The sequence below is a fragment of the Allobosea sp. genome, from assembly GCF_048595345.1.
Classification (GTDB): Bacteria; Pseudomonadota; Alphaproteobacteria; order Rhizobiales; family Beijerinckiaceae; genus Allobosea.
In genome coordinates this window covers 1-22415 of sequence record NZ_JBMDWH010000065.1, presented here as the reverse complement: position 1 = coordinate 22415, position 22415 = coordinate 1, and the positions used below count along the sequence as shown (strand labels likewise).

General features: G+C 67.5%; 19 protein-coding genes and 2 pseudogenes. 13 read left to right on the top strand and 8 right to left on the bottom strand.

What is annotated here, in order from left to right:
* Positions 1–47: 47 nt before the first annotated feature.
* A complete protein-coding gene (locus ACOJTB_RS07675; protein WP_420101933.1) occupies positions 48–563 on the top strand; it encodes a L,D-transpeptidase in 516 nt (171 codons plus the stop codon).
* Between the two features lie 26 nt (positions 564–589).
* On the opposite strand, the gene ACOJTB_RS07670 is transcribed toward ACOJTB_RS07675, so the two are convergent.
* Positions 590–1537, bottom strand: coding sequence for a 2-hydroxyacid dehydrogenase (locus tag ACOJTB_RS07670; protein ID WP_420101932.1), 948 nt, complete (start codon positions 1535–1537; stop codon positions 590–592).
* Positions 1538–1830: 293 nt separating this feature from the next.
* Here ACOJTB_RS07670 and ACOJTB_RS07665 point away from each other — a divergent pair, with 293 nt between their 5' ends.
* Positions 1831–2148: a DUF2853 family protein gene (locus ACOJTB_RS07665; protein ID WP_420101931.1), complete on the top strand. Its 318-nt coding sequence runs from the start codon at positions 1831–1833 to the stop codon at positions 2146–2148.
* A 16-nt stretch (positions 2149–2164) separates the two neighbouring features.
* On the opposite strand, the gene ACOJTB_RS07660 is transcribed toward ACOJTB_RS07665, so the two are convergent.
* The gene (locus tag ACOJTB_RS07660; RefSeq protein WP_420101930.1) at positions 2165–3487 is read right to left on the bottom strand and encodes a class I SAM-dependent methyltransferase; all 1323 of its coding nucleotides are present in this window, start codon (positions 3485–3487) and stop codon (positions 2165–2167) included.
* 74 nt (positions 3488–3561) lie between these two features.
* Complete coding sequence (locus tag ACOJTB_RS07655) at positions 3562–3786, bottom strand: DUF1674 domain-containing protein (RefSeq protein ID WP_420101929.1); 225 nt, start codon at positions 3784–3786, stop codon at positions 3562–3564.
* Positions 3787–3884: 98 nt separating this feature from the next.
* On the opposite strand from ACOJTB_RS07655, the pseudogene htpX reads away from it, so the two are divergent.
* From htpX to ACOJTB_RS07630, 5 genes and pseudogenes are all read left to right on the top strand, one after another.
* A pseudogene (gene htpX, locus ACOJTB_RS07650) lies at positions 3885–4808 on the top strand (zinc metalloprotease HtpX).
* A 4-nt stretch (positions 4809–4812) separates the two neighbouring features.
* On the top strand, positions 4813–6156 hold the full coding sequence (locus ACOJTB_RS07645) for an RsmB/NOP family class I SAM-dependent RNA methyltransferase (RefSeq protein ID WP_420101928.1): 1344 nt from the start codon (positions 4813–4815) through the stop codon (positions 6154–6156).
* Between the two features lie 91 nt (positions 6157–6247).
* Positions 6248–8029 carry a heparinase II/III family protein gene (locus ACOJTB_RS07640; RefSeq protein ID WP_420101927.1) on the top strand — a complete coding sequence of 594 codons (1782 nt, stop codon included), beginning with the start codon at positions 6248–6250 and terminating at the stop codon, positions 8027–8029.
* Positions 8030–8183: 154 nt separating this feature from the next.
* Entirely contained in the window at positions 8184–9776 is a 1593-nt protein-coding gene (gene purH / locus ACOJTB_RS07635; RefSeq protein ID WP_420101926.1) for a bifunctional phosphoribosylaminoimidazolecarboxamide formyltransferase/IMP cyclohydrolase, read from the top strand.
* 15 nt (positions 9777–9791) lie between these two features.
* Entirely contained in the window at positions 9792–10280 is a 489-nt protein-coding gene (locus tag ACOJTB_RS07630) for a YbaK/EbsC family protein (RefSeq protein ID WP_420101925.1), read from the top strand.
* On the opposite strand, the gene ACOJTB_RS07625 is transcribed toward ACOJTB_RS07630, so the two are convergent.
* From ACOJTB_RS07625 to ACOJTB_RS07615, 3 genes are all read right to left on the bottom strand, one after another.
* Positions 10281–11081 carry a DUF72 domain-containing protein gene (locus tag ACOJTB_RS07625; RefSeq protein ID WP_420101957.1) on the bottom strand — a complete coding sequence of 267 codons (801 nt, stop codon included), beginning with the start codon at positions 11079–11081 and terminating at the stop codon, positions 10281–10283.
* 305 nt (positions 11082–11386) lie between these two features.
* Positions 11387–12283, bottom strand: coding sequence for a LysR substrate-binding domain-containing protein (locus tag ACOJTB_RS07620; RefSeq protein ID WP_420101924.1), 897 nt, complete (start codon positions 12281–12283; stop codon positions 11387–11389).
* Between the two features lie 109 nt (positions 12284–12392).
* A complete protein-coding gene (locus ACOJTB_RS07615) occupies positions 12393–13520 on the bottom strand; it encodes an NAD(P)/FAD-dependent oxidoreductase (protein WP_420101923.1) in 1128 nt (375 codons plus the stop codon).
* 387 nt (positions 13521–13907) lie between these two features.
* On the opposite strand from ACOJTB_RS07615, the gene ACOJTB_RS07610 reads away from it, so the two are divergent.
* On the top strand, positions 13908–15191 hold the full coding sequence (locus ACOJTB_RS07610; RefSeq protein ID WP_420101922.1) for an NAD(P)/FAD-dependent oxidoreductase: 1284 nt from the start codon (positions 13908–13910) through the stop codon (positions 15189–15191).
* 46 nt (positions 15192–15237) lie between these two features.
* On the opposite strand, the gene ACOJTB_RS07605 is transcribed toward ACOJTB_RS07610, so the two are convergent.
* Positions 15238–16101, bottom strand: a complete 864-nt coding sequence (locus ACOJTB_RS07605; protein WP_420101921.1) for a GntR family transcriptional regulator — start codon at positions 16099–16101, stop codon at positions 15238–15240.
* A 74-nt stretch (positions 16102–16175) separates the two neighbouring features.
* On the opposite strand from ACOJTB_RS07605, the gene ACOJTB_RS07600 reads away from it, so the two are divergent.
* Together ACOJTB_RS07600 and ACOJTB_RS07595 are read left to right on the top strand one after the other, a co-directional pair.
* Positions 16176–17318, top strand: coding sequence for a C45 family autoproteolytic acyltransferase/hydolase (locus tag ACOJTB_RS07600; RefSeq protein ID WP_420101920.1), 1143 nt, complete (start codon positions 16176–16178; stop codon positions 17316–17318).
* 50 nt (positions 17319–17368) lie between these two features.
* On the top strand, positions 17369–18946 hold the full coding sequence (locus ACOJTB_RS07595) for an ABC transporter substrate-binding protein (RefSeq protein WP_420101919.1): 1578 nt from the start codon (positions 17369–17371) through the stop codon (positions 18944–18946).
* Positions 18947–18969: 23 nt separating this feature from the next.
* Here ACOJTB_RS07595 and ACOJTB_RS07590 read toward each other — a convergent pair whose 3' ends face one another.
* Complete coding sequence (locus ACOJTB_RS07590; protein ID WP_420101918.1) at positions 18970–19644, bottom strand: GntR family transcriptional regulator; 675 nt, start codon at positions 19642–19644, stop codon at positions 18970–18972.
* 107 nt (positions 19645–19751) lie between these two features.
* Here ACOJTB_RS07590 and ACOJTB_RS07585 point away from each other — a divergent pair, with 107 nt between their 5' ends.
* The 3 genes and pseudogenes from ACOJTB_RS07585 to ACOJTB_RS07575 all read left to right on the top strand — a co-directional run.
* The gene (locus ACOJTB_RS07585) at positions 19752–20630 is read left to right on the top strand and encodes an alpha/beta hydrolase family protein (protein WP_420101917.1); all 879 of its coding nucleotides are present in this window, start codon (positions 19752–19754) and stop codon (positions 20628–20630) included.
* A 20-nt stretch (positions 20631–20650) separates the two neighbouring features.
* Positions 20651–22195 (top strand): ABC transporter substrate-binding protein, encoded by a 1545-nt coding sequence (locus ACOJTB_RS07580; RefSeq protein WP_420101916.1) that lies wholly within the window; start codon positions 20651–20653, stop codon positions 22193–22195.
* 93 nt (positions 22196–22288) lie between these two features.
* A pseudogene (locus tag ACOJTB_RS07575) lies at positions 22289–22415 on the top strand (ABC transporter permease); the annotation flags it as partial.

Sequence of the window (22415 nt, the reverse complement as noted above, 5' to 3'; positions counted from 1 at the left end):
AGCCGCGCCGGAGGACAGCTTCCCGATCTTTCGAGCGGAGCCTCCCCATGTCGCGATCGCTTCTCCTCGCCAGCCTCATCGCCTGTGCGGTCATGCCCGTTTTCGCCGGCCCCAGCCGGGCGCGGGAGGTCGTGGAACTGCGCGACGCGCGCTTGAGGCCCGGCACCATCCTGATCCGCACCGGCGAGCGGCGGCTTTATTTCGTCCACGCGCCGGGCGAGGCGATCCGCTATCCGATCGCGGTCGGCAAGGCCGGCAAGCAGTGGCGCGGCGTGAAATATGTCGAGGAATTGCAGGTCGATCCGGCCTGGAGCCCGCCGGCCGAGGTCAAGCGCGACAATCCGCGCCTGCCGGACGTCATTCCCGGCGGCTCGCCGCGCAACCCGATGGGCGCCCGCGTGATCGGGCTCGGACCGGGCGGCGAATATGCGATCCACGGCACCAACATGCCGCAGACGGTCGGCACCGCCGCCTCCTATGGCTGTTTCCGCATGCACAATGCCGATGTGATCGACCTCTATGCCCGGGTGCAGATGGGCACGCCGGTCGTGGTGATGCCGTAGCGCCGCGCGCCGCGGCTGCGATCCCCTCAGAGGTCGACCGGCGACAGCAGCGGCCGGCCGGCGAAGAAGGCATCGAGATTGCCGAGCAGCAGTTCCTGCTGCGCGATCTGCGCGGCATCCGAGCCCGCGGCGATGTGCGGGGTCAGAACCACGTTCTCCAGCGCGCGCAGCCTTTCGGGCACATTCGGCTCGTTTTCATAGACGTCGAGCGCGGCTCCCGCGATGGTTCCGTGCTCCAGCGCGGTGCAGAGCGCCTCCTCGTCCACGGCGATGCCGCGCGAGATGTTGACGAGGTGCCCCTTCGGCCCCAGCGCCGCCAGCACCGCGGCATCGACGGCATGGCGGTTTTCGGCGCTGGCACGCACCGAGACCATCAGCACGTCCGCCCACTCCGCGAGAGCTCTCAGATCGTCGAAATAGCCGTACGGCGCGTCGCTGCGGGGTGAACGGTTGTGATAGCCGATCTCCATCTCGAAGGCGGCGGCGCGCGTGGCGATCCGGGTGCCGATGGCGCCGAGCCCGTAGATGCCGAGCCTGCGGCCCGCGAGGCCCGGAACCGGCGGCAACCGCTCCACCGAATTGCCCTTCCATCTGCCGGCGCGCGTGAACCGATCCGCATGCGCGATCATGCGCGCCGTCGCCAGAACCAGCCCCATCGCGAATTCGGCGACGCTGGTCGCATTCGCATCGGCCGCATTGGTCAGCCGGATGCCGCGAGCCGCCGCCGCCGCACGGTCGACGCCTTCGATGCCGGTGCCATAGCAGCAGATCAGCTTCAGCGCGGGCAAGGCATCCATCAGCGCGCCATCGGTCTTCTGGCTGCCGACGGTCAGCAGCGCCTGGACCGTCTCGGCGCCTGCGGGCAACGCCTCCGGCGAGGATCGCTCCATCGGTCCGACCAGCTCGAAAGACTCCCGGAGGCGGGCGACCAGAGGATCGGGCAGTCGGGGCACCGTCAGAATCGTCGGCTTCATCGCAGGACCCTTTCGAGGATGCTGCATCGCAGCACCCGTGCACGCCGCACTCAACCCATGCCGGTGCGGCAACGGGCATCCGCTCGTTGCAGGCGCCGCGCCGCCTCTGGCCCCGATCCGAAAAAGCGCGTGAGACCGGTGCGCGCCCGGTCGGACGCGGTCACGCTGCCCTAAGGCATTGCCGGAGCGTCGGATTTTTCCGAAAAGGAGATTTCGCTTTCTCGTCCGATGCTCTAGCTTCGCCGCCGCGACACGTAATCGTCCCGCTCACGCGGGCCAGGAAGGGGCACAGCATGGACCACCTCGCCGACCTGAAGAAGTTCACCACCAAGCCGATCAACGAGGCCGCCTTCGCCGGTATGCAGAAGGCCTATGCGCTGGTCATGAGCAAGCCGGATACGCGCTACGTCGCCTGCTCCGACCCGGCCGAGATCGAGCGCGTGCGCGAAAACTTCCTCAAGAAGAAGCTCGGCCTGAAGTCCGGCGACCTGGACGGCTCGATCAAGGCGGTCTGCGAGGCGATGAAGGCGGACCGGACCAAGTCGCGCCTGACCTTCTACTACCTGCTGGCCGAGCATCACGGGAAGCTCGACCTCTTCGTGAAGGCCTGACGAGTCGGCCGGCGCCTCACGCCGGCCGCTTGCCCCAATCCTCGTAGAGATCGGCCCGCGACAGCGGCAGGCCGGACGGCCCCTTGCGCCGCTTCGACACCAGCGTCTGGTTGATCAGCGCCCCGCCGCGCTCGAAGGCGAGCGAGCAGCCGGCGAGATAGAGCAGCCACATCCGAGTCCGCTCGGGGCCGATCTCGGCCTCGGCCTTATCCTTGTTGGCGTTCAGCCGCTCCCACCACAGCCGCGTCGTGCGCTGGTAATGCTCGCGCCAGCCCTCGACATCATGGACCTCGAAGCCGTGGCGCTCGAGATTGGCGATCGACATGCCGAGATGGTCGAGTTCCCCGCCCGGGAAGATGTAGCGCACCAGCGCCCGGTATTCCGCCGGCATCTTGTTGAAGGCCTTCTCGGTCTTCTTCGCCCGGCGCGAGATGGTGTGGTGGAGATAAAGCCCGCGCGGCCGCAGCAGCCGGTTCACGGTCTGGAAATAGGTCGGGTAATTGCGGATGCCGACCTGCTCGAACATGCCGATCGAGGAGATCTTGTCGAACTCGCCCTCCATCTGCGTGTAGTCGCGCAAGTGCAGCGTCACCTTGTCCTGCAGCCCCCAGCGCTCGACCTTCTCGCGCGCATATTTCAGTTGCTCCTCGGCCAGCGTCACGCCATGGGCCTCGACGCCGTAATAGCGCGCCGCATGGCAGACCAGCGCGCCCCAGCCGCAGCCGATGTCGAGAAAGCGGTCGCCGGGTTTCAGGCGCAGCTTTCTGCAGATCATGTCCAGCTTGTCCTGCTGGGCGCGGGCGATGTCGCCATGATCTTCGGTGAAATAGGCGCAGGTGTAGACCATCTCCTCATCGAGGAAGAGCCGGTAGAAATCGTTGGAGACGTCGTAGTGATAGGCGACATTGGCCTTGTTGGTGGCCGGATCGCCGTCGCGGGCGATCTCGTCGCCCTTGCGATGGCTGACCGCGTCCGCCACCTGGCCGGGCGCGAACAGGAAATGCCGCAGCACGTCGAACACCGCGCGCTTGGAAATACCCCGCGCCAGCCGGCCGATCTTGCCCTCCGGCCGCGCCGCCGCAAGATCGAAGATCGAGCCGTTCAGGATGGAGAGCCGGTCGGAGATGTGCAGGTTCAGCACCGTGTCGAGCTTGGGCTTGCGCAGCAGCGCGGCCAGCACGCCGGTATCCGCAATGCCGATGGCGAGCCCGTCCTGCGGCCAGGCCGCAGGGACCATCGTGCCGTCCCACAGCCGGAAACCGAGCTTCAGGCCGAGTTTCTCATGCACTTCCGTCAGGAGCCGCCGCAGGGCGACGAGCCGCTTGTCGTTGCTGTCCATGCCGTCACGTTCCGATCCGTTACGGCTGCTGTTTGGACGCAAAACCGGTCGATTGGCAATGTCGGCGCTGGCCGTCAGAAATCGCTGGCGATGCCCTTCACTTCCCAATCGTCATAGCGGACCGGTTCGAGCCCGCCGCGGCCGTCGATTTCGCGCGCCTTCGTCAGCTCGGCCGCGCGCGCATCGAAGGCCGCGCGCCGGGCCTGCGCCTCGGCCAGCGCACGCTCCGCCGCAGGAGAGAGCGGCTTGCGCGGCGCCTCGACGAGCGCGTCCGAAGGTGCGGTTTCGTTCGTTGCCATGCCTCGTCTCCCTTGCAGGATCGGGTTTCGTCCCACCACATAGGGCAGGAAACCGGCCCGCGCGAGGGCCGCCGACGTGAAACCGAGAAAGGCGACCGATGAACTACGTCCGCACCGGAATGCTGATGGCGGGGCTGACCGCGCTGTTCGGCGCGGTCGGCTATCTTCTGGGCGGGGCCGGCGGCATGCTGGCGGCGCTTGGCTTCGCCGTCGTCACCAATCTCTTCACCTATTGGAATTCGGACCGTCTGGCGCTCTCCGCCTACAATGCGCAGGAGGTCGACGAAACGACCGCGCCGGAGCTCTGGCGCATGGTGCGCGATCTCGCCGCCCGCGCCGGCATGCCGATGCCGCGCGTCTACCTCATCCAGGAGGACCAGCCCAACGCCTTCGCCACCGGCCGCAATCCGCAGAACGCCGCCGTCGCCGCCACCACCGGGATCCTGCGCACGCTGAGCTACGAGGAACTCGCGGGCGTGATGGCGCATGAGCTTGCCCACATCAAGAACCACGACACGCTGACGATGACGATCAGCGCCACCATGGCCGGCGCGATCTCCTCGCTCGTGACCTTCGGCATGATGTTCGGCTCGCGCGACCACCGGCCCAATTTCATCGTCCAGATCCTGCTCTCGATCCTGGCGCCGCTTGCCGCGATGGTGATCCAGATGGCGATTTCGCGCTCGCGCGAATACGAGGCCGACCGGCTGGGCGGGCAGATCTGCGGCAATCCGGTCTGGCTGGCCGATGCGCTGGCCAAGATCGCCGCCGGGGTGAGCCATGTTCCCAACGAGACAGCCGAGGCGAAGCCTGCTACGGCGCCTCTCTTCATCATCAATCCCCTGACTGCAGGCGGCATGGACAATCTTTTCTCGACACATCCCGAAACCTGCAACCGCATCGCCGCTCTGATGTAGCAGGCTCGCGCCATGGGCGTTTCGGGCGGCGCTTCGGCGGGCTTCACGACGGCGGCGGGCAATCCCTGGGCCGGCGCTCCCCGCCAGCGCGGCCCCTGGGGCTGAGGGAATGAGCTCGACGACCCAAGAACCCAGCCCGGAAACCGGCGATGCACCGGGCCTGCCCGCACGCAGGCTCGCCGCCGTCGTGATCGACGAGGTGTTGCGCGCCCGCGTCGCGCTGGACGAGACGCTGGAGCGGCTCTTGCCGGCCTCCGGCCTCGACGCGGCCGATGCAGCGCTGGCGCGCGCGATCGCGATCACCGCCTTTCGCCGCCTCGGCACGATCCGGCAGGCGCTCGACGAGAGGCTCGACCGCGGCAGCCCGCGCCATTCGGGGCTGTTCGAGCCGATCCTGACCGCAGCCGCCGCGCAGATCCTGTTTCTCGACGTGCCCGACCACGCCGCCGTCGATCTCGCCATCCGCCAGCTGCACGAGGATCCCCGCTCCGCGCGCTATACCGCGCTGGGCAATGCGCTGCTGCGCCGGCTCGCCCGCGAGCGCGAAACCGTTCTGCGCGAAGCCCAGGCCGATCCCTTCCGCGACGTGCCCGAATGGCTGGCCGACAGCTGGTCCTCCGCCTATGGCGACGAGGCGGCCAGGGCCATCGCGCTGAGCCACCGCGAGGAGCCGCCGCTCGACATCAGCGTGCAGAGCGACGCGGCCGGCTGGGCCGAAAAGCTGGACGGCATCCTGCTGCCCACGGGCTCCGTCCGGCTGCGCGGCCGCCAGTCCATCACGGCGCTGCCCGGCTTCTCCGAAGGGCAATGGTGGGTGCAGGACGCCGCCGCCGCGCTGCCGGTGCGCCTGATCTCGCCGGCGCCGGGCGAACGCATCGCCGATCTGTGCGCCGCCCCCGGCGGCAAGACCGCACAGCTCGCCGCCGCGGGCGCACAGGTAACGGCGCTCGACCGCTCGGCCCCGCGGCTGAAGCGGCTGAAGGCCAATCTCGATCGCCTCGGCCTCGAGGCGCGGATCGTGACGGCCGACGCAGCCACATGGACGGATGAGCCCTTCGACGCCGTGCTGCTCGACGCGCCCTGCAGCGCGACCGGCACCATCCGCCGCCATCCGGACGTGGCCTGGACGAAGACGGAGGAGGACCGCGACCGCCTCGGTGCCTTGCAGGCCCGCCTGCTGGACGCCGCCGCCGCGCTCGTCGCCCCCGGTGGCCGGCTGGTCTACTGCACCTGTTCGCTGGAGCCTCAGGAGGGCGAGTCGCAGGTCGAGGCCTTTCTCGAGCGTCATCCCCAGTTTCGTCGCAGCCCCGTCAGCGCCCATGAGATCGGCGACCTTGCCGCCGGGATCGACGCCCATGGCGATCTTCGGACCCTGCCGCACCAGTTGCCGGGCGAAACACCGCGCCTCTCGGGATGGGCGGGATTTTACGCAAGCCGGCTGATCAGGCTATGACGGCCTGATACGGATTCGCGCGCCGATGCGCCGCGTCCGACGGGGGGCGGCGCGGCATGAGGCTGCGCCCGGCAGCGGAGCGTGCGGAGAGTTGAGCGCCTGGACCGAGCGTCGGGGACTGGCTCAGGCCGCCATTTGGCGGGCCGCACGGCGCACGCGCGGGCAATTCGTCGCCACCCTGCGGCGGCTCTGGCCCTTCGGCCGCAGGCCGGCCAGCCGCCTGCTGTTCGCGCCCCATGATCTGCGCACGGCCGATCCGACCACCGCCGCCGATTTCTACGCCGGTTATTATGCGTTCGCCGGGCGCACCATCCGCAGCCATGGCGAAACGCCCTTCGACCTCGAGGCGCCGAGCGAGGCCTGGGCCGAGGCGCTGCTGGGCTTCGCCTGGCTGCGCCATATGCGCGCCGCCGACACCGCCATCGCCCGGGCCCATGCCCGCAGCCTGGTCGAGGATTTCATCCTCAGGCGGCGCGATCGTGGCGAGATCGCGCGGCGCCCGGCCGTGGCCTCCCGCCGGCTGATCTCTCTGCTCTCCCATTCGCCGTTGCTGCTGGAAGGCGCCGAGCACGCCTTCTACGACCGCTTCGTGCGCCATGTCTCGCGCCTGGCCGATCGAGTGGGGCTTGCGCTGGCCGGGGCGGTCGAAGGCGCAGACCGGCTGAACGGGCTGATCGCGCTCGCCTTCGCGGCCATCTGCCTCGACGGGCAGGACGCCCGCCGGCGCCGCATCGAAATCCTGCTCTCGGACGAGCTCGACGACCAGATCCTGCCCGATGGCGGGCACCTCTCGCGCAATCCGCGCCTGCTGATCGATCTGCTGCTCGATCTCCTGCCGCTGCGCGAGACCTTCGCGGCGCGCGGGCTGGAGCCGCCGCGCGGCGTGCTGACCGCGATCGAGCGGATGATGCCGCATCTGCGGCTGTTCCGGCATGGCGACGGCGCGCTGGCGCTGTTCAACGGCATGGGACTGACCCCTCCTGATCTGATGGCGACGCTCGCCGCCTATGACGATGCGCGCGGCCGGCCGACCGAACATGCCGCCTACTCCGGCTACAGCCGGCTCGCGGCCGAGCGCAGCGTCGTCGTCGTCGATGCCGGCGCCCCGCCGCGCGGCGCCTATTCGGTCGAGGCTCATGCCGGCTGCCTCGCCTTCGAATTCTCCAGCGGCGCGCATCGCATCGTCGTCAATTGCGGCGCAAGCCGCTTCGGTCCGCCGGAGCTGAGACTGGCCTCGCGCAGCACCGCGGCCCATTCGACCTTGGTGCTCGACGACCGCTCCAGCGCGAATTTCGGTCGCGTCCTCGGCGAGATGCGGATCGTCTCGGGCCCCACGGACGTGCGTCTCGCCCGGCAGGACGGGGTCGATGGGCCGGAATGGGTCGCCAGCCATGACGGCTACCGCTATGCGCTCGGCGCCACCCATACCCGGCGCCTCCTGCTCGCGCGCGATGGAGCCAGCCTTTCGGGCGAGGACGAGGTCGCTCTCGCCGCCCCGCGCGAAACCCTGCCGGCCGCCGCCCGCTTCCACCTGCATCCGAACGTGCATGCCAGCCTCGTGCGGGAGGGGACGGGCGCGCTGCTCGCCTTGCCCTCCGGCGAAGTCTGGAGCTTCGAGGCGGCGGGCCTGCCGCTGGTGCTCGAGGAGAGCCTCTTCCTGGCTTCCGCCGACGGCAGGCGGCGCACCGAGCAGATCGTCGTCGCCTACGATGCCGCCGCCACGCCACGCATCACCTGGCGGATCCATCGCATCGCCGCGGCCAACCCCCGCGCCGGCCAGACGCTGGCATCGCTGCTGGCCGAGCGGCGGGACGGCGCCATGACCGCTGAAAGCGAAGCTCCGACGGAAGGCGACGGCGACCCCGTCGGCTGAGGAGCGCGGCCGGAATTTTGCCTTTCGCGACGCAGCATGATAGCCCGCCCGCGTCGATCCAGGATCGACGGCCTGCACCGCACCTCGTATCCCGCATCGGATCGCCCCGACGAGTGTCTTCGCGTCGACCCATGCCCAGCCGGATCTGACACCGATGCCGAATGAGCTTCGCCGCGTCGAGCGCGCCCTTCTTTCCGTTTCCGACAAGACCGGGCTGATCGACTTCGCCCGCGCCTTGCACGATCTGGGCATCGCGCTCGTCTCCACCGGCGGAACCGCCAGGGCGATCCAGCAGGCCGGCCTGCCGGTCAGCGACGTCTCCGACCTCACCGGCTTTCCGGAGATGATGGACGGCCGGGTCAAGACCCTTCATCCCAAGGTCCATGGCGGCCTTCTCGCCATCCGCTCCCATCCCGAGCACCAGGCCTCGATGCTGGGCCACGGCATCCAGCCGATCGACCTTCTCGTGGTGAACCTCTACCCCTTCGAGGCGACGGTCGCCGCCGGCAGCGCCTATGACGACTGCATCGAGAACATCGACATCGGCGGGCCGGCGATGATCCGCGCGGCCGCCAAGAACCACCACGACGTCGCCGTTGTCGTCGACACCGCGGACTACGCCTCGGTCCTCGCCGATCTGACGGCCCGCAAGGGCGCGACCACACTGACCTTGCGCCGCAAGCTCGCCCAGAAGGCTTATGCCCGTACGGCGGCCTATGACGCGGCGATCTCGAACTGGTTCGCCGATGAACTCGGCGACACCGCCCCGTCCTTCCGCGCGCTCGGCGGCCAGCTCGCCGAGACGATGCGCTATGGCGAGAACCCGCACCAATGGGCGGCCTTCTACCGCACGCCCGAGAATCGCCCCGGCGTCTCCACCGCCCGGCAGGTGCAGGGCAAGCAGCTCTCCTACAATAACATCAACGACACCGACGCCGCCTTCGAATGCGTCGCGGAATTCGATCCGGCCGCCACCGCGGCCTGTGTCATCGTCAAGCACGCCAATCCCTGCGGCGTCGCGACCGGCCCCTCCCTGCTCGACGCCTATGACAAGGCGCTGCGCTGCGACACGGTTTCGGCCTTCGGCGGCATCGTCGCGCTCAACCGTAAGCTGGACGCCGAGGCGGCGAGGAAGATCGTCGAGGTCTTCACCGAGGTGATCATCGCCCCCGACGCGGACGAGGAGGCGATCGCGATGATCGCGGCCAAGAAGAACCTGCGGCTGCTGCTGACCGGCGGCCTGCCGGATGTCCGCGCACCGGGCCTTGCCCTGCGCACCGTCGCCGGCGGCTTCCTCGCCCAGTCGCGCGACAACGTCGTGGTCGACGACATGGAGCTCAAGGTCGTGACGAAGCGCCAGCCCAGCGAGCGCGAGCTCGCCGATCTGCGCTTCGCCTTCCGCGTCGCCAAGCACGTCAAGTCGAACGCGATCATCTATGCCAAGGACCTCGCCACGGTGGGCATCGGCGCCGGCCAGATGAGCCGCGTCGATTCCTCCCGCATCGCCGCCTGGAAGGCGATGGAGGCCGCCAAGGCGGCCGGCCTGCCCGAGAGCCTTGCCAAGGGCTCGGTCGTCGCCTCCGACGCCTTCTTCCCCTTCGCCGACGGGCTGCTGGCGGCGGCGGAAGCCGGCGCGACCGCAGTGATCCAGCCCGGCGGCTCGATGCGCGACGATCTCGTCATTCAGGCTGCGGACGAGGCCGGTCTCGCCATGGTCTTCACCGGCCATCGCCATTTCCGGCACTGAGCGGAGCGGCGGGCGATGAGCCTCGAATCGGTCCGGGCCTTCTTCGCCGCGCATGCGCCGGAGATCGAGGTCATCGTCACCGAGCACAGCAGCGCCACCGTGCCGCTGGCCGCCGCCGCCCATGGCGTCGAGCCCGGCCAGATCGCCAAGACGCTCTCGCTGCGGATCGGCGAGAAGGTGGTTCTGGTCGTGGCGCGCGGCGATGCGCGGCTCGACAACAGGAAGGCGCGGGCGGCCCTTGGCGGCAAGCCCCGCATGCTCGGCACCGACGAGGTCGAGGCCATCACCGGCCATCCGGTCGGCGGGGTCTGCCCCTTCGGGCTCGCGACACCGCTCGATGTCTATTGCGACGTCTCGCTGCAGGATTTCGAGGAGGTCGTGCCCGCCGCCGGCTCGACCCACAGCGCCCTGCGCATCAGCCCGCAGCGCCTGGCCGAACTCACCGGCGCGGTCTGGGTCGATGTCTGCCAGACGGCGACGACAGAGCAGCCGCAAGAGAATTGATTAGCCGGCAACGCGGGCGATCAGCTCCATCGCGGCGGCCGGATTGCGGATCTTGGCCCCGCTGATCACATAGAGAAACACGTCGCGCGGCCGGGCCTCTGCTTCCGGCGCGATCATCTCCATTCCCTCCGGCACGGCGCCACGCGCCCAGGCCTGCGCCGCCTGCGCCCAGCGGGCGAGCGCGGCCGGCGGATAGCCCTTCGGCTCCTCCTCCTGCGTTCCCATGATCCGCGCATAGACGAAATCGGCGGTCACATCGGCGATCTGCGGATGCTCGCTATCGCCCGCCGTGATCGCCGCCACGCCATGCTCGCGCAACAAAGCGACGAAATCGGGCGAGCGGAAGCTGTCGTGGCGCACTTCCACCGCATGACGCAGCCTCACACCGTCGAGCTCCTTCGGCAGCAGCGCGAGAAAGGCGGAGAAGTCGTCAGGATCGAATCGCTTCGTCGGCATGAACTGCCAGTTAATCGGACCGAGCTTGTGCCGCAGTTCGGTGAGCCCGCTCTTCAAGAATTTCTCGACCGAAGGCCCCGCTTCCGCCAGCACCTTGCGGTTGGTGCAGTAGCGCGAGCCCTTGAGGGCGAAGACGAAATCATCCGGCGTGTCCTCCCGCCATCTGGCGAAGCTTTCCGGCTTCTGTGCGCCATAATAGGTGCCGTTGATCTCGATCGAGGTCAGCTTGCCCGCTGCATAGTCCAGCTCGCGCTTCTGCGGCAGGCCCTCGGGATAGAAGCTGCCGCGCCAGGGCTCGAACACCCAACCGCCGATGCCGATGTGGATTTTGCCCGTCGTCATCATCCCTCCTGCAGCCATGGCGCGGGGTCGCCGCACCGGGCGCACCTTATCCGATTTACCCAACTCGCGTGAGCATCGCCATTTCGCGGTCCGATGCTGTCAGGATGGGGTTCGGGGATGCGAAGCGTCCGCTCTGGCCTTGCGATGCTTGGCATCGCCGGCTTTCCGGGGCGTTGTTCCTCGACGGGATCGTGCCCTCACGGCGGCGTCTCAGGTCAGAGCGGTCGCGGTGTGCGATGGCCTTCCCCGAGACGATGGAAATTGTGCCGACTGTCGGACACGGCAGAAATCGATCCATCGTCGTTCCGTCAGGCCGAATAGCTTTGAGGGAGCTCTGTCTCGCGTTTGATTTCTTCGCTGATCCAGTCTTCGACAATGACGACCTCCCGGCGCCGTCGCATCTCCGGCGGGCGGACGAGATAGTATGAAAAGCCGGTGGGAACCGGCTTGCGTATCGGGACGACCAGCTGGCCGGACTGAATGGCGGCATGGGCGAGGACCACATCCGCGATCGCCACGCCGAGCCCGGCTTGCGCCGCACTCAGGGCCATGTCCAACGCATCGAAATCGAGGCCGCCGCGGGTGTCGAGCCTCACGCCTGATTTTTCCGACCAGATCTGCCAATCCCGCCGGTCAGGCAGAGGGTGGAGGAGCGCGGCGCGCGTCAGATCGCCTCCGTCGAGATGGTGCAGATAGTCCGGCGCGCAGACCGGCACGATCCACTCGGCATAGAGCTCGGTCGCATAGTCGCGCGGCCAGTCGCCGGTCCCGTAACGGATTCCGAGATCGGCGTCGGTGTCGTGGAGCCCCATGTCGTCGAGACGTGTGAGGACATTGACCTTGATGAGGGGGTGGCGTTCGCGAAAGCCGTTCAGTCGCGGCAAAAGCCAACGCAACGCGAAGGTCGGGAGCGCCTTGATGGTGACGGCGTCGCGCTCATCACGAAACGGGTGGATCGCATTGGCGATGTGGTCGAAGGCTTCCCTGACACTGATGGCCAGATGACGCCCGCCATCGGTGATCGTCAGCCCGTTGGGCGCGCGGATGAACAGCGGCGTGCCGAGCTGATCTTCCAGGATCTTCACCTGGCGGCTCACCGCGCTTTCGCTGACGTTGAGGAGTTGCGCGGCCTTCTTGATGCTCAATTGCTCGGCGACGATCTCGAAGCAGCGAAGCGCATTGAGCGACGGCAGTCTGCGGCCCATCCCGATCTCCTTGGACGAGGCTTAACCGCCGGGCCTCTTCAGGTCCATCGGCGTATCCGGCTCCCGCCTCGATGGCTCGAGGCGATGAGAGGCGTCCCACCGGACCGGTCTACGCCAGGCCGCTGCGACGTGGCGAGAGATCGGCCTCGCTCACGCCGTGTTCGGCGATCAGAGGCGGCAAGGGCGAGCCGGCGACGAGCGCGGCGATGGCCTGGCCCATCGCGGGTGATGTGAGAATCCCGCAACCGCCTTGGCCCGCGAGCCAGAAGAAACTGGCCTCGTCTCGGTGCGCTCCAGCGACCGGCTCACGGTCCTGGACAAAGCTCCGCAACCCCGCCCATTGGCTGAGCGGTCGTCCGACATGAAGCCGGGTGTCGCGCTCGATATTCGCGATCGCCTGAGCGATGTCGATATCCTCCGGATAGGCATCACCCGGGGCAACGGGCACCGCATCCGACAGGCTGCCCATCAGGCAGCCGGGCTCGGGCTTGACGTACCAATCGTCGGCGGCGGTCCCCAGATGCGGCCAGTTACGGGTGTCGAACTCCTTTTGCAGCGCGAAGGTGAAGGCCGTGCGCCGATGCGGTACGTTGCCGATCGGACGGAGCCCTGCCATCGCGGCCATCTCGTCCGCCCAGGCTCCGGCCGCGTTCACGATGGTCTGTGCCACGATCTCGCCGCCCGGCCATGCCAGCCGCCAACGCCCGTCCTCTTTGGCGATCGCCTCGATGCCCGCGGCCGTGACGAGCCTTGCCCCCGCCGCCCGGGCGCCGCGAAGATAGCCCTGAAGCAGCCTATCGACGTCGATGTCCATCGCATCGGCTTCATAGACGCCGAGATCGAAGACTTCGGGGCGTAGCGCCGGGAACAACGCCAGAGCCTCGTCGCGGTCGAGCCGCTGGGCGCGGGCGCCGGCCTTGGCGAGCCTGTCCGCCAAGCGGGTCAGCCGAGCTTCGTTCTCGTGACGGCCCACCGTCAGGCAGCCGCGTGGCGACAGAAGCGCGCCTTCGGCAAATCCCGGCGGAGGAGCCTCGAGAAAACCCCGGCTCGCCTGGGCCATTCGGCGCATCGTGTCGGCACTGATGCCCACGGTGAACTGCGCGGCGGTGCGGCCGGAACTGTGATAGCCGAAATGCTCTTCGCGCTCGATCAGCGCGACCGAGCCATGCTTCGAGAGGAAATAGGCAGCCGAGGCCCCGGCTATTCCTCCGCCAACGATGGCAATATCGACTTGCATCGGATCCCTGTCTCTCACGCTAGGCCGGACTGCCGGCGCCATCGCGACCACGGCATCGCGCGCGTCCCTTGTCGATTCCAATTTTGCGAAGAGGTGTGCTGGGAAACGCGGGCCGGGTCCGATTTCCTGGGGTACGCCTCGAATTAATGACATCGACAGCCCCTCGTCGGAGGCCTCACCCTTGCCTGCGTGAAGAGCGGGACGACGGGGGTGGCCATGGCGTTTTTCGATCGAAAGTCACCCCGGCGGAGGATCGCGGCGAGTGGCCCTTTCGGAAACGGCTTTCCGCCGATCCTTGCGGCCGAGAGCTGACGAATGCCGACGCCCCCTTCACTCGCTCAGGCTGGCGATGCCCTTCAACCGGGGCGGATGCGGGACAGCTCGACCTTGCCGAGACGCGCCGATGCGGTGGTCGTGGGTGGTGGCATCATCGGATGCGCTTCGGCCTATTACCTCGCTCGCGCCGGCCTGTCGGTGGTCCTGATCGAGCGCGACACGGTGTCGGCGCAGCAATCGTCCCGCAACTGGGGGTTTGTCCGCACCCAGTACCGGGACCCACACGAACTGCCCCTGGCCCTGGAGGCGCTGGCGATCTGGCCTCGCTTGGAGGTCGAGTTGCAGGAAGCCATCGGCTGGCGCCGGACAGGCTGCGTCTTTCTTGCCGCGACAGAGGCAGAGGAGGCTGCCTTCGGCGCCTGGCTGAACAAGACGCGAGCGATCTCCCAAGCCGCCGAGATGCTCTCGGCGCGCCAGACCAAAGCGCTTCTGCCGGCGCTCGCGCGCACGACCATGGGTGCGCTCTTCACGGCTTCCGACGGACAGGCCGAGCCCCTGATGGCGACGATGGCCTTCGCAAGGGCCGCTCTCCGTGCCGGCGTCCAGATCTTCGAGCATTGCGGAGCCTTTGCGATCGAAGCGGGGGCTGGGCGTGCGACCGGAGTCGTCACGGAGCGGGGCCCGATCGAGGCTGGCGTCGTCGTCTGCGCGGCCGGTGCGAAAAGCCACCTTCTTTTGGCACCGCTCGGGCTCACCCTGCCGCAGCAGACGGTCCGCAGCACGGTGTCGCTCACGAGCCCGCTGCCGCCGATCAGCGATCCCTGTTTCTGCGGCTTCGGCATCGGTCTGCGGCAGAGGTCGGACGGCTCCTGCATCATCGCCGCGGACTCGACCTCGGACATCGACCTGACTTTGGATTCGTTTCGAGCGGTGCGCTTCTTCCTGCCCGAGTTCTGGCGAAACCGCTCGGGCTTTTCGCTCCGGCTCGGGCGCCCTTTCCTGCACGATCTGAGCGAGCGGCTGACCGTCCCGCGCCGGCAGCACGCTGCGGCAGGGCGCGATCCGAGCATCCCGGCGAATACGCTGCGGGTCCAGCGCACGAGCGATGCGGTCAGGGCGCTGTTTCCGGCCGCGGCGAGCCTTGCGGTCGAAAAATCCTGGGCTGGACTGATCGACGTTCTGCCGGACGCGCTGCCGGTGATCGACGCGCCGGACCCGGTGAAAGGCCTGATCGTCGCGACCGGCTTCTCAGGCCACGGGTTCGGTCTGGCGCCGGCGGTCGGCCGACATGTCGCGCGTCTCGCGACCGGAGGCGTTGCGGATGCGTGCCTCGCGCCCTTGCGCCTGGGGCGCTTTGCTGCCGGCACCTATGCCCGCGCTCATGCTCCGCTCTGAACCGATGGGCCTGCAGGGTCCCGCTGCCATTGGCCGGTCGCCTTCCTCAAATCCGTCGCAACCGGCTGGCTCGCTCGAGATGGTTCTTCATGAGGTCGCTCGCCTTTTGCAGGTTCTGATCTGCGACAGCGTCGAGCATCGCCAGATGCTCGCGGCAATTGACCTCGACACGCTCGAAGCCGAAGACCCAGTCATAGTTCGACAACCGACGCAGCTGATTCTGACGCCTGATGGCCGAGTGGATGAAGCGGTTGCCGGAGGCGGCCGCCAGGCCCTCGTGGAAGCTCGCATTCATCTCGAAGAAGCCGATGGCGGAGCTCTCGCGCCACGGCCGAGACAGCGTGTCGATATGGGCTTGCCGCATCGCCTCGATCCAGCTGGCCGAGAGAGCGAAGCCAGGCTCCAGCAGCGCCATCGGTTCGATCAGCAGGCGGAACCGGTAGCGCTCGTCATGAGCGCTCGGGTCACGCGGCGGCGCCAGGAAACGCCATCCATAACCGGGCTTGCGCTCGACCATCTCCAGCTCGGCCAGCCGGCGCAGGAGCTGCTGCGCCTGAGGCCGGGAGAGGTGGTAGCGGCGCATCGCATCCCCTTCCGAGAACTCGTCTGCGAGCGCACCGGCTTCACGGTCATGCGCCAGCCGCACCATGGCGGCCTCGACGATGTCGTCCTCGGCGCGACAATCGAGGCCGGACGGGTCGATCTGGAGGAGCTCGATTCCCCGATGAGGATGCCGTCGCACGGTGCCGAACTGCGCGAGATGATCGAAAGCCGCACGGATCGGCGTGCGCGAAACATTGAGCCGTCGCGCGGTGTCGCTCTCGTTGAGCCAGCTCCCGACCGGCAAGCCGTCCTCTCGGATCAGCGCCAGGATCCGCCCGGCGAGGTCCTGCTGCAGCTTCGTGGTCATGATCGCGCTTGATTGTTTTTCTGAGCGATGAAATACACTAGCAGTCATCCCGAGCCCGTTTGCGGATCTGTCCCATGATCGAACCCATCCCCTTCGTCGACGTCTCCGGCAGCCCTTACGAGCGCGGCCGCCAGCATGGCGCCGCCGTGACCTCCCGCGTCAAGCGCTCGATCGAGCTCTATGGCGGCCAGCTCGGCGATCTCGGTTATGATCGGGAGGCCAAGACGGAGCTGATCGGCGAGTTCGCCGAGGAGATCGAAGCCTTCGGCGCCCATTACATCGAGGAGATGCGGGGCATTGCCGATGGTGCCGGCGTTTCGCTCGAAGACGTCATCATGATCAATGCCCGCACCGAGGTGATCGCCAAGGCGCGGATGGTGAAGAACCGCCCGGTCGAGGTGACCGACGAGCATGACGACGGCTGCACCGGTGCGATCATCCTGCCCGAGCGCAGCGCCACCGGCGAGCTGATCCACGGACAGAACTGGGACTGGCGCGCAGAATGTGCCGAGACCGCGATCGTGCTGCGCGTGCGCCGCGAGGATGGGCCGGACTTTCTGACCTTCGTCGAGGCCGGCGGCCTCGCCCGCTGCGGCATGAACGCGGCCGGCATCTCGATCACCGCCAATTATCTCGAATGCGACCGCGATTTCACGCAAGCCGGCGTGCCGCTGGCGCTGATCCGGCGCAAGGTGCTGGAGCAGGAGCATCTCGCCTTCGCGATCAAGGCCGTGGCGGCGACGCCCAAGGCCTGCTCGAACAACATGATGCTCTCGGCCGTGCAGGGCTTCGGCATCGATTTCGAATGCGCGCCGGACGAGGCCTTCCCGCTCTACCCGGAAGACGGGATGATCGTGCATGCCAACCATTGGGTGGGCGCGATCGCGCTGACCAAAGTCAAGAACACCAGCATTCCGCGCGTGCCGGAGAGCTTCTACCGCGACTGGCGGGTGAAAAAGCTGCTGGACGAGGCCGGCCGAAAGCTGACGGTCACGGACCTCAAGGACGCGCTCTTCGACGATTTCCTCTCGCCCTATTCCGTTTGCCGTCCGGCCCGCCCGAACGAGCAGGGCAATCTCTCGGCCACCGTCGCGATGGTGGTGATGCAGCCGGCGCGCGGCATCATGGAAGTCGCCCCGCTGCCGGCGCAGAACCGAGTCTTCACCCGCTACAGCCTGACCGAGGAGCCGATGCTGCTGGCGCAAGCCGCCGAATAAAGAGCTGCCCGCCGCACCGCGTCACGACCGATAAAGACAAGGGGAACACGATGCGCCGTACCAAGACCGACCTGCTCGTCGCCGCTCTCCTTTGCGGCGGCCTGACGCAAGGCCCTATGCAGGCCCAGGCGCAGGCAAAACCCGCGAGCACCCTGAAGATCCAGCTCAGGGCCGACATCCGCTCGATCAATCCGGGCGTCAACCGCGATGCCAACACCGACGGCGTCGTGATTCAGATGGTGGAAGGCCTCGTCGCCTATGGCGAGGACGCGCTGCCCAAGCCCCTCCTGGCCGAAAAGATCGACGTTTCGCCGGACGGCAGGAGCTACAGCTTCGCGCTGCGTCCGGGGGTGAAGTTCCACAACGGCGCCCCGCTGACCTCCGCGGACGTGCTGTGGAGCTGGCGGCGCTACATGGACCCCAGGACCGACTGGCGCTGCCTGTCGGAATTCGACGGACGCGGCCAGGTCAAGGTCGAGGACGTGTCGGCGCCCGACGACAGAACGGTCGTGTTCCGGCTCGACAAGCCGAGCGCGCTCTTCCTCTCCTCCCTGGCCCGCACGGATTGCGGCATGACCGCGATCCTGCACAGGGATTCGCTGAAGCCGGACGGCTCCTTCGACAAGCCGATCGGCACCGGGCCCTTCAAATTCGCCGAATGGCGGCGCGGCGAATACATTCGGCTTGAGCGCTTCGCCGATTATGCCGCGCGGCCCGGCAAGACGGACGGGCTGACGGGCGCGAAGACGCCGCTGGTCGACGAGGTCCGCTTCCTCGTCATTCCCGACAACGCGACCGCCAAGGCGGCGCTCCTGAGCGGCGAGGTCGATGTCGTGCCGGACATCGCCAACACCGACATCGCCGAGATGAAGAGCAACAGAGCGGTGCAGACCTCGGTGGTCAGCAGCATGGGCCTCGTCGGGCTGATCATCCAGACTCGCGATCCGCTGCTCGGCAAGGTCGAGCTCAGGCAGGCGATCGCCGCCGCCATCGACGGCAAGGAGCTGGTCGCGGCCACGACGGACGGTCTTGGCACCCTCAACAACTCGATCGTGCCGATGCAGTCGGCCTATTACGGACCCGTGCAGAAGCAGGGGTGGAGCTTCGATCCGGCCGCCGCCAGGAAACTGAGCGCCGAGGCCGGCTACAAGGGCGAGACCATCACCATGCTCGCCAATAAGCGGTACCCCGAAAGCTTCGATGCCGCGGTCGTCGCGCAGCAGATGCTGCAGGCGGTGGGGCTGAAGGTCGAGATCGAGGTGCTCGAATGGGCGACGCAGCTCGACCGCTACACCAAGGGCAACTACCAGATCCAGGCCTTCCCCTATTCGGGCCGCATGGATCCGGCGCTGAGCTACGACTCGATGACCGGGCCGAAGGACAAGCAGCCCCGCAAGCTCTGGGACGATCCGCAGGTCCAGGCACTGCTCGACAAGTCGATGATCGTCAACGACAAGGCCGAGCGCCAGGCGATCTTCGACGAGCTGCACCGGCGCTTCCTCGCCGATGTGCCGATGGTGATGCTCTATAACGGTATCGTCGGCGGCGCGATGGGCGCCAGGGTCAAGGGTTATGTCTCCACGATGAGCGGTTTGCCGCGCGCCTGGGAGGTCACGGCCGAGCCGTGAGGCGCGGGCCGTCGGGCGGCGGCTCAGCCCGGTTCGGCCGGAGCCGGGCCGACGGGCGCGCCTTTCTGGATATGCTCGGCAATCAGCGTCGCCAGAACGCCCGCATCCCGCGCCTTTACCGCCGCGATCATGTCCAGATGCTCGCGGTCGCTCCTCTGGAGCCGCTCATGCGAGCTCCAGACCGTGATCTGCGAGCCGCGCCCCCGGTCGCGCAGGCTCCAGATGAGCTCCTCGAGGACCGCGTTGCCGCAGAAACCATACAGGAACTGATGGAAGGCTCGGTTGATCTCGCTCTGCTCGCTCTGGCTGCCCGTCGTCACGGCGGCGGAAAAGCGTGCCGCAAGCTCCTCGAGTCGCGCGATCCCGGCGGCGTCGATCCGCGCCACGATGCCCTCGGCCGTCGCCTGTTCGAGGATGATCCGTGTCGCCAGGATCTCGGCATAGGTCTTTCCATCGAGCTCCGCGACGCGATAACCCCGGTTGGGCACGTGCTCGATCGTCTTGCGAACCGCGAGCTCGTCCAGCGCGCTGCGCACGTCGAAGCGCGTCGCCTCGAAGCGTTCTTCCAGATCGATCTGCCGCAGCCACTCCCCCGGCCGAAATTGGCGCTGACGAATCGCCTGGGCGATTTCGTTGGCGAGCGCAGCGCGTCGGGTGCTGGCGTTGCTGCTGGTCTTGCGCGTCGTCCGTTCCGGCATGGGCGTCTCTCTAGCAGAAATCTCGCGGGCCGGAACGGCCGGGTTGCGCCTCCTGCTTCGACGTGCAACATAATTGGCGCCAATTATAACGCCAAAGGAAATGCGCAATGAGCCAGGCGCTCGCACCGGAGCTGAAGCCCGAGGAGGATGCGGCCGCCCGCGGCAAGGCCCTCTACGAATTCGGCGCCACCCCGGTCTATGCCTCGAAGCGGGACCCGCGTTTCAGCTACTGCCTTTATGTCCCGCACGACCTGGAAACCTCGGGCGTCAGGCCGGAGCTGGTCGTCGCCATGCACGGCACCGGCCGCGGCTTCACCGGCTATCGCGACGCCTTCGAGGCCTTCGCGCGCTGGAACCATTGCATCGTGCTGGCGCCTCTCTTCCCGATCGGAGTGTTGGGCGACGGCTACCGCGACGGTTTCAAATACATGCGCGAGGGCGAGATCCGCTACGATCACGTCCTGTTGGCGATGGTCGAAGAGGTGGCGCAGCGCTACGGCCTCGCCTTCGACCGCTTCGCGCTGTTCGGCTATTCCGGCGGCGGGCATTTCGCCCATCGTTTCCTCTTGCTCAATCCGAAGCGGCTCTGGGCGGTCTCGATCGGTGCGCCGGGCTCGGTGACGCTGCTCGACCCGACGCGCGACTGGTGGGTCGGCACCCGCAATCTCCACGCTCTCTTCGGCGTGGAGCCGGATCTGCCGGCGATGCGCGAGGTCGCCGTCCAGATGGTCGTCGGTGCCGCCGATCTCGACACCTGGGAGATCACGCATCGCGAAGGCGGGCGCAACTGGATGGCGGGGGCCAACGATGCCGGCCGGACCCGGCCCGAGCGGCTCGCCTCCCTGCGCGACTCCTTCGTCGCGGCCGGGATCGACGTCCGCTTCGACCTCGTCCCGAACATGGCCCATGACGGCCCGCGGGCGGTGCCGAAGGTCGAGGATTTCCTGGCCGGGGTTCTGGCGAAGCGGCGTGGTCTGGCTGCCTGACGACGATGAGAGGAACGCGCATGATCCGTATCGCCGTATCCGCCCTGGCTCTGGTACTGGGCACCGCCTCGGCACAGGCGCAGACCATTAACGTCGCGCTCAACGCCGACATCCGTTCGACCAATCCGGGCGTCAACCGTGACGACAACACCGATGCCGTGGTGCTGCACATGGTCGAAGGCTTGGTCGGTTATCGCGAGAACGGGGCGGTCGGGCCGCTTCTGGCCGAAAGGATCGACATCTCGCCGGACGGGCTGACTTACACCTTCCATCTGCGCAAGGGCGTGACGTTCCACAACGGCGCCGAGATGAGCTCGGCCGATGTGTTGTGGAGCTGGAACCGCTACATGGACGCCAAGACCGACTGGCGCTGCCGGCCGGAATTCGACGGGCGCATCGGCCTCAAGGTGACGCAGGCGGCGGCCCCGGACCCGGCGACCTTCGTCATGACGCTGGAGAAGCCGAGTGCGCTTTTCCTCGACACCATGGCCCGCACCGACTGCGCCATGGTCGCGGTGCTGCACAAGGATTCGGTGAAGCCCGACGGCAGCTGGGACAAGCCGATCGGCACCGGGCCTTTCCAGCTCGCGGATTGGCGGCGCGGCGAATATGTGCTGCTGAAACGTTTCGACGGCTATATTTCTCCGCCGGGGGACAAGCGCGACGGCTATGTCGGTGCTAAGCGTCCCTTGATTGCGGAGGTCAAGTTCCTCGCGATCGCCGACGGTGCCACGGTGAAGGCGGGATTGGCCTCGGGCGCGCTCGACGTCGCCGACATCCCCGACGAGGAGGTCGCGGAGATGAAGAAGGGCGGCGCCGTTCAGGTCCTCACCGCCCCCAGTGCCACCAAGCATGCGCTCCTCATGCAGACGCGCGACCCGCTGCTTCAGGACGTGCGCATGCGCCAGGCCATCGCCTCGGCGCTCGACATCGACGAAATCGTCGGCGCGGCCTCCAATGGCCTGGGCCAGACCAACAACTCGGCGGTCTATACCTCCTCGCCCTTCCATGACGAGGTCCAGAAGAAGCGCTACGCGCACGACCCCGCCCGGACGAAGAAGCTGCTGGCGGAGGCGGGCTATAAGGGCGAGACGATAAAGCTCATCGCCAACAAGCGTTCCACCGTGCCGAGCTATCCGGTCGCCATCATGGCGCAGGCCATGCTGCAGGCCGCCGGTATCAAGGCGGAGATCGAGATCCTGGAATGGGCGACGCAGCTCGATCGCTATTCCAAGGGCAATTTCCAGATGATGTCCTTCAGCTATTCGGCGCGCATCGACCCGGCCCAGAGCTACAACCAGTTTTCCGGGGCCAAGGACAAGATGCCGTCCAAGGTCTGGGACAACCGCGAGGCCGATGCGCTGATCGAAAAGGCGACGCTGATCAACGATCAGGCCGAAAGGCAGAAGCTCTTCGACCAGCTGCACGAGATGATGCTGGCCGATGCGCCGCTGATCTTCCTCTACAACCAGGTCGACACGGCCGCCGTTTCGAAGCGGATCCGGGGCTTTGCGCCTTGGGTGGCCTCGAAGCCCCGGCTCTGGGAGGTCAGCGTCGCGAAGTAGCTGGGCAGCGTAGGGGAGAAAGGCGTGGGTCGCCGTGATGGTCTCTGCGCAGACCGCCGGTAATCGGGCGGCATCGGGCTTGGGAGGGCATTGATGGTTCGTTTTGGGTTGACGCGGCTTGGGATGGCGTTGCCGACGCTTGTGATCGTTGCGGTGTCGGTTTTTGTCTTGATCCGTCTGATACCGGGGGATCCGGCGCAGCTGATGCTGGGGGATCTGG

Coding starts and splice junctions, on each gene's coding strand:
- ACOJTB_RS07675 (WP_420101933.1), top strand. CDS start 48: ATGTCGCGATCGCTTCTCCTCGCCAGCCTCATCGCCTGTGCGGTCATG.
- ACOJTB_RS07670 (WP_420101932.1), bottom strand. CDS start 1,537: ATGAAGCCGACGATTCTGACGGTGCCCCGACTGCCCGATCCTCTGGTC.
- ACOJTB_RS07665 (WP_420101931.1), top strand. CDS start 1,831: ATGGACCACCTCGCCGACCTGAAGAAGTTCACCACCAAGCCGATCAAC.
- ACOJTB_RS07660 (WP_420101930.1), bottom strand. CDS start 3,487: ATGGACAGCAACGACAAGCGGCTCGTCGCCCTGCGGCGGCTCCTGACG.
- ACOJTB_RS07655 (WP_420101929.1), bottom strand. CDS start 3,786: ATGGCAACGAACGAAACCGCACCTTCGGACGCGCTCGTCGAGGCGCCG.
- ACOJTB_RS07645 (WP_420101928.1), top strand. CDS start 4,813: ATGAGCTCGACGACCCAAGAACCCAGCCCGGAAACCGGCGATGCACCG.
- purH (WP_420101926.1), top strand. CDS start 8,184: ATGCCGAATGAGCTTCGCCGCGTCGAGCGCGCCCTTCTTTCCGTTTCC.
- ACOJTB_RS07630 (WP_420101925.1), top strand. CDS start 9,792: ATGAGCCTCGAATCGGTCCGGGCCTTCTTCGCCGCGCATGCGCCGGAG.
- ACOJTB_RS07625 (WP_420101957.1), bottom strand. CDS start 11,081: ATGATGACGACGGGCAAAATCCACATCGGCATCGGCGGTTGGGTGTTC.
- ACOJTB_RS07620 (WP_420101924.1), bottom strand. CDS start 12,283: ATGGGCCGCAGACTGCCGTCGCTCAATGCGCTTCGCTGCTTCGAGATC.
- ACOJTB_RS07615 (WP_420101923.1), bottom strand. CDS start 13,520: ATGCAAGTCGATATTGCCATCGTTGGCGGAGGAATAGCCGGGGCCTCG.
- ACOJTB_RS07605 (WP_420101921.1), bottom strand. CDS start 16,101: ATGACCACGAAGCTGCAGCAGGACCTCGCCGGGCGGATCCTGGCGCTG.
- ACOJTB_RS07600 (WP_420101920.1), top strand. CDS start 16,176: ATGATCGAACCCATCCCCTTCGTCGACGTCTCCGGCAGCCCTTACGAG.
- ACOJTB_RS07595 (WP_420101919.1), top strand. CDS start 17,369: ATGCGCCGTACCAAGACCGACCTGCTCGTCGCCGCTCTCCTTTGCGGC.
- ACOJTB_RS07590 (WP_420101918.1), bottom strand. CDS start 19,644: ATGCCGGAACGGACGACGCGCAAGACCAGCAGCAACGCCAGCACCCGA.
- ACOJTB_RS07585 (WP_420101917.1), top strand. CDS start 19,752: ATGAGCCAGGCGCTCGCACCGGAGCTGAAGCCCGAGGAGGATGCGGCC.
- ACOJTB_RS07580 (WP_420101916.1), top strand. CDS start 20,651: ATGATCCGTATCGCCGTATCCGCCCTGGCTCTGGTACTGGGCACCGCC.